This window comes from Janthinobacterium sp. BHSEK, from assembly GCF_056174685.1.
The window spans coordinates 1-7,937 of record NZ_JBWBYV010000122.1; the positions used below are offsets into that span (position 1 = coordinate 1).

Below are 7,937 nucleotides of genomic sequence, written 5' to 3' on the forward strand. Positions count from 1 at the left end.
GGTATCGTGTTGCCAATCGGTATATCGTTCTTCACGTTTACGCAGATTGCGTATCTGGTGGATTGCCATACCGGTAAAGTGAAAGAGTATCAACCGGAAAGTTATGGCCTGTTTGTCACGTATTTTCCGCACCTGATTGCCGGCCCCATTTTGCATCATAAAGATATGATGCCGCAATTTTCACAGCCGGAGTCGCACGTGCTGCGGCATGGGCGCATCGTCGTCGGACTGGCGTTTTTCACCATAGGCCTGTTCAAGAAAGTGATACTGGCTGACGGCGTGGCACGTTATGTCGCCCCGGTGTTCGATGCGCACCACCAGAATCTGAGCATGCTGGAAGCCTGGGCCGGAGCCCTGGCGTATACCTTCCAGCTATACTTCGACTTTTCCGCCTATTCCGATATGGCATACGGCCTGTCCTATATGTTTGGCATCGTACTGCCCATCAATTTCAACTCGCCGTACAAGGCGGTTTCCATCATCGATTTCTGGCGTCGCTGGCACATCACGCTATCCACTTTCCTGCGCGATTATCTGTACATTCCCTTGGGGGGAAATCGTCAAGGCGCCTTCCAGCGCTACCGCAATCTGTTCCTGACCATGCTGTTGGGTGGCTTGTGGCATGGCGCCAACTGGACTTTTCTCGTATGGGGCATGCTGCACGGTATTTACCTGATTATTAATCATGCGCTACGCCATGCTCTTGGTGGACGCAGCAATCTGCCAATACGCGTTGCCGGCAGCATCGCCACTTTCCTGGCCGTCGTTTTGGCCTGGGTCTTTTTCCGTGCCAGTTCGGTGGAGGTGGCACTGGATGTGCTGCAAGCCATGAGCGGCAGCACCCTGACGCCAGCGATGCAGGGGGCGATGCTGGGAATCGACAGGATTATGGCACTGCAGAGCTGCCTATGGTGGTTGCTGGCTTGCGCGGCCATTGCCTTCTTCATGCCCAATGCCTACGACCTGCTGGGCCGCGGCATTTTGCGCAGGCAGGAAGAGCGCCTGTCCGGGCGAAACGGCAATATTGCCTTGGGTGCGCTGTTGATCCTCTGTCTGCTTTTGCTGGCAATTAGCGAAACGCGTGGCATTTCTGAATTTCTTTATTTTAATTTCTAAACCATATGCGTCCTTTATTCGCCATAGGCTTGGGCATGCTGGCAACGGTGCTGGTGCTCGAGGCCGTCCTGCAATGCTTGCCTGTCTCGTCCGGCTTGCGGCTGGAAAATAGCGACCCGCAAATTCCATTTCGCCGCTATCTGGCGCACCAGCCCTATGTGTACTCGTATGGTTGGGCGTTGAATAATGCACGCAGCGGCGTGATCAATGCCCAAGGGGCATCGAATTCGCGCGACTTCAAGGATGGCGCTGCCGTACTGGTGCTTGGTGACAGTTTTGTCGAGAGCCTGATGCTCGACTATCCCGATACCATGCAGGGACAGCTGGAGCATGCGCTTGGCGGCGGGGTGTATGCGGCCGGTAGTTCCGGCAATGGCCTCGCCGATACGCTGGCCATGGCGCGCTATTATGTGCCGCGCGTGCATCCGCGCACGGTGGTGCTATTTGTCGATGGCAGCAATCTTGCCTCCTTGCTTGAGGCGGCAAAACGTGGCCACAATCAGATCGAACCCGGCCCAGATGGCTTGCACATGGTGCAAACACCGTATAAGGAACCCAAGATCAAGCGGGTGGTGTCCTATTCGGCATTGGCGCGGTATTGTTATTACAATCTCAAGTTGCCCGATTGGCTGTCATCGACGCTGCGCCGCAAGAATCCGCCATCGGCGGCTCCATTGCCGGTCCGGGATACGGCGTCGCGGGCATTGGTGCTCGACTACTATCTGACACAGCTGCGTGCCATCGAAGGTAGTTCCACGGTACAGTTTTTATTTCTCGTCGATGGTGAGCGGGGCCTGCTGTACGACGGGCGCAAGGGCAAGTCGTCCTGGCAGGACGACGATCGGGCATTTTTCCTTGGCCGTTTGAAACACCATGGCTATGCAGTAATCGACATGCAACCTGTGTTCGCGCGGCATTGGGAGGCACAACGCGAGCGGATGGACTTCGCTCCCATGGATGCGCATTGGAATAAGGTGTCCCATGCGCTGGCGGCCCAGCAAATCTTGTCCCGACTGAAGCAGGTGGCCGCAGCGCCATAGCGTGCGCGCAATGGCAGGCGCGTTGCTCGAGCCGTCCGCTTGCCACGCTGTCAATGGCGGGCGCTTGCCTGTATAATGCCGCTGCGCGTGTCGCCATCGTACAATGGATAGTACAAGGTCCTCCTAAGACTTAAATGCAGGTTCGATTCCTGCTGGCGACACCACATTCCACGCAACGCGCGCCGGTGGCCTGAGTTCATGCTGGCCGCAATGTACTGGTGGTGCCGAGTTGTCGGTACAATGCGTGCTTCATTCATCCAATCGGCAGCTGTTTGGCGCACCACGCGGTGTGCAGGGAACGGCGCCCGAACACCTTTACTCATTATGGCTGTCATTTCTCTTTCATCGGCGCAACTTGCGTTCGGTCACGTCGCGCTGCTCGATCACGCGGAATTTTCACTGGAAACCTCGGAGCGGGTCGGCTTGATCGGCCGTAACGGCACGGGTAAATCGTCGCTGTTGAAGGTTATTTCGGGCAAGTTCAAGCTCGATGACGGCTTGTTGGTGATGCAACAAGGCATCAAGATCGCCTATGTGGAGCAGGAACCGCAATTCGACCCGGAAATGTCCGTGTTCGACGCCGTCGCGTCCGGCATGGGCGAATCGCAGGCGTGGCTGAAGGAATACGATGCGTTGACGGGCCAGTTTGGCCAGGGCAATGACGACGAACTGATGGAACGCATGCACGACATCCAGGTCAAGCTCGATGCGGCCGATGCGTGGAGCTTGCCGAACAAGGTGGAAACCGTGCTCGACCGTTTGAACCTGACGGGCGACATGGCCATGAAAACCCTGTCCGGCGGGATGCAGAAGCGCGTGGCGCTGGCGCGCGCGCTGGTGTCGGCACCCGATGTGCTGCTGCTCGATGAGCCCACCAACCATCTGGATTTCAGTTCCATCCTGTGGCTGGAAGGCTTGTTGCGCGACTTCAAGGGCAGCGTGCTTTTCATTACCCATGACCGCTCCTTCCTCGACAACGTCGCCACGCGCATCATCGAGCTGGACCGCGGCCGTTTGCTGTCGTACCCGGGCAACTTCACGGCGTATCAAGTGCGCAAGGCGGAGCAGCTGGAAATCGAAGAGGTGGAAAACGCCAAGTTCGACAAGTTCCTGGCGCAGGAAGAAGTGTGGATACGCAAGGGCGTCAAGGCCCGCCGCGTGCGCGACGAAGGCCGCGTGCGCCGCCTGGAAGCGCTGCGCCTGACGCGTAATGCGCGCCGCGAACAGCAGGGACAAGTAAAATTGGACGTGTCGGCCGGCGAACGCTCGGGCAAGATCGTGGCGGACCTGGAAAACGTCTCGAAGATCTACGGCGACAAGGTCATCGTCAAGGATTTCAGCGCCACCATCTTGCGTGGCGACAAGGTCGGCCTGATCGGCGCCAACGGCGCCGGCAAGACCACCCTGCTGAAGATGATCCTCGGCGAAGAGCAGTCGGACACGGGCACCATCCGCCTGGGGACCAAGCTGCAAGTGGCGTATTTCGACCAGATGCGCACGCAGCTGAACGAAGAGGCGAACCTGATGGAAACCATCGCGCCAGGCAGCGACTGGGTCGAGATCAATGGCCAGCGCCGCCACGTGATGACGTATCTGAACGACTTCCTGTTCGCGCCGGAACGTGCCCGTTCGCCCGTCAAGTCGCTGTCCGGTGGCGAGCGCAACCGTTTGCTGCTGGCGCGCCTGTTCGCCAAGCCGGCCAACGTGCTGGTGCTCGATGAGCCGACCAATGACTTGGATATCGATACCCTGGAATTGCTGGAAGAGTTGCTGGAAGAATACACCGGCACCGTCTTCCTCGTCAGCCATGACCGTACCTTCCTCGACAACGTCGTCACGCAGGTGATCGTCGCCGAAGGCGAGGGCAAGTGGCGCGAATTCGTCGGCGGCTACACGGACTGGGAGCGCGTGCGCACCTTGCCGATCGCCACGGCGCCCGCCAGCAAGCCGGCCGTGAAGGTCGAGACTGCCGCACCTGTTGCCAAACAGAAAAAGCTCAGCTACAAGGAGCAGCGCGAGCTGGAAGAGCTGCCGAAATTGATTGCCAAGCTGGAGGACGAGCAGTCGGTGCTGGCCGCCGAGCTGTCGCATCCGGACTTCTACAAGAAGACGCCGGCCGAAGGCAAGCGCCTGAACGCACGCGTGGCCGAGATCGAAGGCGAATTGCTGGAAGCGCTGGAAAAGTGGGAGCAGATCGAGGCGCGCGCCAACGGTTGATGCTTTTTTGCATGCCCCCGTTGTAATTAAGTCAGGATTATTTGCCACGGCAACGGTTCAGCTTGATATAATTATATAATTATATTTATTACATCGGAGGATGCATGTTTGTTATTAAAAACACGCACGCCGGACCACCGCGTCCGGCGCGCGGTTCCACCTCCGGTGCGCATCAGCATGTTTGACCGCGCCGCCTTGCCCCGGGTAGCGCCATTCCTGGCCTATCTCTCCTTCATCTTCATCGCCGACATGCTCGGCCGGCTTGGCTTTGCCGCGCAGGAGCTGCGCTGGCTGTATGCCGTCAAGATCGGCGTCGTGCTGGGCATGTTGTTGTACTGGCGCCGCAGCTACACGGAACTGCGGTGGACGCCGCTGGGCGCGCGCGCCCTGGCCGTGGCGTTGGCCACGGGGATTGTTGTTTTTTTGTTGTGGATTAATCTGAGTGCCAGCTGGATGACGGTCGGCAGCGCCGATGGCTTCGATCCGCGCAATGACGGCCAGATCGAGTGGAGCCTGGTGGTGCTGCGCATCGCTGGCGCGGCCCTGGTGGTGCCCGTGATGGAAGAGCTGTTCTGGCGCTCCTTCCTGCTGCGCTGGATCGATGCCCCTGATTTCCTGACATTCCAGCCACGCCTGGCCAGTGCCAAGGCGTTTATTATCAGCGTGGTACTGTTTGGTTTCGAACACAATTTGTGGCTGGCCGGTATCGTTGCCGGTGCCGCTTACAGCTTGCTGTACATGCGCAGCCAGAACCTGTGGTCGCCCATCCTCGCCCATGGCGTGACGAATGGCGTGCTGGGCCTCTGGATTGTTTCCGGTGGACACTGGACTTACTGGTAATATTACCAATCAACTGTTTGCTCTCTTAAAGACAATGCCCATGTTGAATTCATCGTATCATTGCCAGGCCCGTATCGGGCAATCGGGATTGCATCGCAACCGTTTGGCCTCGCTTCTGGCTCGCATATTGCCCGCTACGCTGATGGCGGCCGGTGGCGCGGCATGCAGTTTGCCGGCTGGCGCCGCCATCAGCGATACGATCTCGCCTTTTATCGCGACGACGTATTCTTACGATAACAATTTATTCCGGCTTGATGATAACGTGTCCGGCTTCGATGGCCAGCGCTCGGACACTTCGCGCCAGGTGCAAGCGGGGTTCCTGATTAATCGCCCGATCGGACGGCAACGCCTGACGGGCCAGGTAAAGTGGTCGCGCGTCTATTTCGATCACTTTGATCAGCTCGACTATACGGGCAAAGACTATCTGGCCGATCTGGAATGGCATATTGCCAATCATCTTGAGGGTCACGTGGGCGGTAGCTACTCGCAGACACTGACCCCATTCAGCGATTTGCAGAGCACGGATCGCAACCTGCGCACGATTCGTCGTGAGTATGCGAATGGCGGTTGGCGTTTTCATCCAAGCTGGCGAGTGCGTGGCGGTGTTTCGCGCGATAAATATACTTATGATTCCATGGCGCAAAAATTTTCCAATCGGCAGGAAGACGCCGTGGAACTGGGTCTGGACTATTTGCCGGCCAGCGAAAGTCGGATCGGGATACAGTTGCGCCACCTGAAAGGGACGTATCCGAATCGCGCCAGCCTGGTCGGATTTGGCGTTGATCAGGGCTACGAGCAGGACGAGGTCAAGGCCAACATTTATTGGCGCCTGAGCGGTATTACACAAGTGCAATTGCTCGGTGGCTGGGTGAAGCGCAAGAACAAGATATTCTCTGGACGCGACGCCAGCGGCGCCAACGGGCGCGTCACCGTATATTGGGCCCCGCTGGGCAAGGTGCGTTTTACGGGCAGCGTGTGGCATGAGTTTGCCGCCGTGGAAAATTCTCTGATTAGCAGCAGCCTGAACAATGGTGCCAGCCTGGCCGCTGCCTGGGATATTTCGGCCAAGGTCCGCATGGATGCACAATTGCGGCGCGAGAAGCGAGATTTTGCCGCTGCGAGCGGCCTGGTGTTGCCTGTTGATGTCAAAGATACCACGAAAACGGCCAGCATCGGCCTCACATATGCGCCCCGGCCGAATATCCAGTTGGGCATCAGTGCTTTTCGTGATGAGCGCAAAGGCGCACCGATCGTTAATACCAGCACCTATCACGCTAATGGCATTTCCTTCAATGCCAGTGCCCAGTTTTGAAGAGCATCATGACGGTTAATGATATACCCCTGATTTCTTTTTTCCAGCGCATCCTCGATCCATTGATCATCATGGGTACGCTGTACCTGCTGTCAGTCCTGTCGGGCTCGCCTTTCACCGGTTATTCGCTGGTATTGATGATCCTGGCGTTCTTTATTTCATCATCCGTATTCCAGTATGTCGACCCGTATCGTACGTGGCGCAGCGGTCGCATGCTGGCCTACGCCCGGGATGTTTTTGTCAGTTGGACCATTACCGCCCTGATTCTGATCTTTCTCGGCTCGGCGACGGGACTGGCGTTTCATTTCGACCACGAATTGGTGCTGGCCTGGTTTCTGCTCACCCCATTCATCTTGTTGCTCAGCCATCTTGCCGCACGGCGCATGGTGGCGGATCCCGGCCGCGACAGCGAAGTGCGCTCGGTCGTCATCATCGGCGCCAATGACGCCAGCCTGAAGTTCGCCGCGACCGTCGAGCGCAATCCGAACCTGTTCATGAGTGTGCGCGGTTTTTTTGACGACCGCACCGATGACCGCTGGCCCGAGAAGATGCGTGAGCCCATGCTGGGCAAAATGGCCGATATCGCCGCCTATGTGCGCGAACACAATATCAAGATGATATTCATCAGCCAGCCCATTTCGGCCCAGCCGCGCATCCGCAAGATGCTCGACGAACTGCAGGACACGACGGCCTCCGTGTACTTCTTGCCAGATATATATATCTTCGATCTGATGCAGGCGCGCTTCGACAACGTGGGCGGCATGCCGGTAATCGCCATCCGCGAGTCGCCGTTCACGGGCTTTAACAGCATGGTCAAGCGCGGTAGCGACATCGTGCTGGGCTTGTTGATCCAGATCATGTTGTTGCCGGTGATGCTGATCATTGCCATCGCTGTGAAGATGACCTCGAAAGGTCCTGTGATCTTCCGCCAGCGCCGCTACGGCCTGTATGGCGAGGAAATCATCGTCTATAAATTCCGCTCGATGACGGTCAGCGAGGATGGCGACAAGGTGGTGCAGGCCACCAAGAACGATCAGCGCGTGACGCGCATTGGGGCCTTTCTGCGCCGTAGCTCGCTCGATGAGTTGCCGCAATTTATCAATGTGTTACAGGGCCGCATGAGCATTGTCGGTCCCCGTCCCCATGCGGTGGCGCACAATGAGCAGTACCGCAAGCTGATCAAAGGCTACATGCTGCGCCACAAGGTCAAGCCTGGCATTACCGGCTGGGCCCAGGTCAACGGCTTGCGCGGCGAGACGGAGACGCTCGACAAGATGGAAGCGCGCATCCATTTCGACCTCGACTATCTGCGCAACTGGTCCCTGTGGCTCGATTTGTGGATCATCATGCGGACTGTCAAGGTTGTATTGAAGCGAGATAACGCACATTGATGTGTGGCAAAGTACACGGCA

Annotated in this window: 6 protein-coding genes and 1 tRNA gene; all 7 read left to right on the forward strand. The window is 57.7% G+C overall.

What is annotated here, in order from left to right:
* The coding region (locus AC0V2Y_RS27010) for an MBOAT family O-acyltransferase (protein WP_475418408.1) at positions 1-1,116 on the forward strand (1,116 nt) is incomplete at its 5' end.
* A 35-nt stretch (positions 1,117-1,151) separates the two neighbouring features.
* A complete protein-coding gene (locus AC0V2Y_RS27015) occupies positions 1,152-2,156 on the forward strand; it encodes a hypothetical protein (RefSeq protein ID WP_475417361.1) in 1,005 nt (334 codons plus the stop codon).
* Between the two features lie 89 nt (positions 2,157-2,245).
* Positions 2,246-2,320, forward strand: a tRNA-Arg gene (locus AC0V2Y_RS27020).
* Between the two features lie 160 nt (positions 2,321-2,480).
* Positions 2,481-4,373 (forward strand): ATP-binding cassette domain-containing protein, encoded by a 1,893-nt coding sequence (locus AC0V2Y_RS27025; RefSeq protein WP_475417362.1) that lies wholly within the window; start codon positions 2,481-2,483, stop codon positions 4,371-4,373.
* A 177-nt stretch (positions 4,374-4,550) separates the two neighbouring features.
* Positions 4,551-5,213, forward strand: coding sequence for a CAAX prenyl protease-related protein (locus AC0V2Y_RS27030; RefSeq protein WP_475417363.1), 663 nt, complete (start codon positions 4,551-4,553; stop codon positions 5,211-5,213).
* 40 nt (positions 5,214-5,253) lie between these two features.
* Complete coding sequence (gene epsL / locus AC0V2Y_RS27035) at positions 5,254-6,525, forward strand: XrtB/PEP-CTERM-associated polysaccharide biosynthesis outer membrane protein EpsL (RefSeq protein ID WP_475417364.1); 1,272 nt, start codon at positions 5,254-5,256, stop codon at positions 6,523-6,525.
* Positions 6,526-6,533: 8 nt separating this feature from the next.
* Positions 6,534-7,916, forward strand: coding sequence for an undecaprenyl-phosphate glucose phosphotransferase (locus AC0V2Y_RS27040; protein ID WP_475418204.1), 1,383 nt, complete (start codon positions 6,534-6,536; stop codon positions 7,914-7,916).
* Positions 7,917-7,937: the final 21 nt, after the last annotated feature.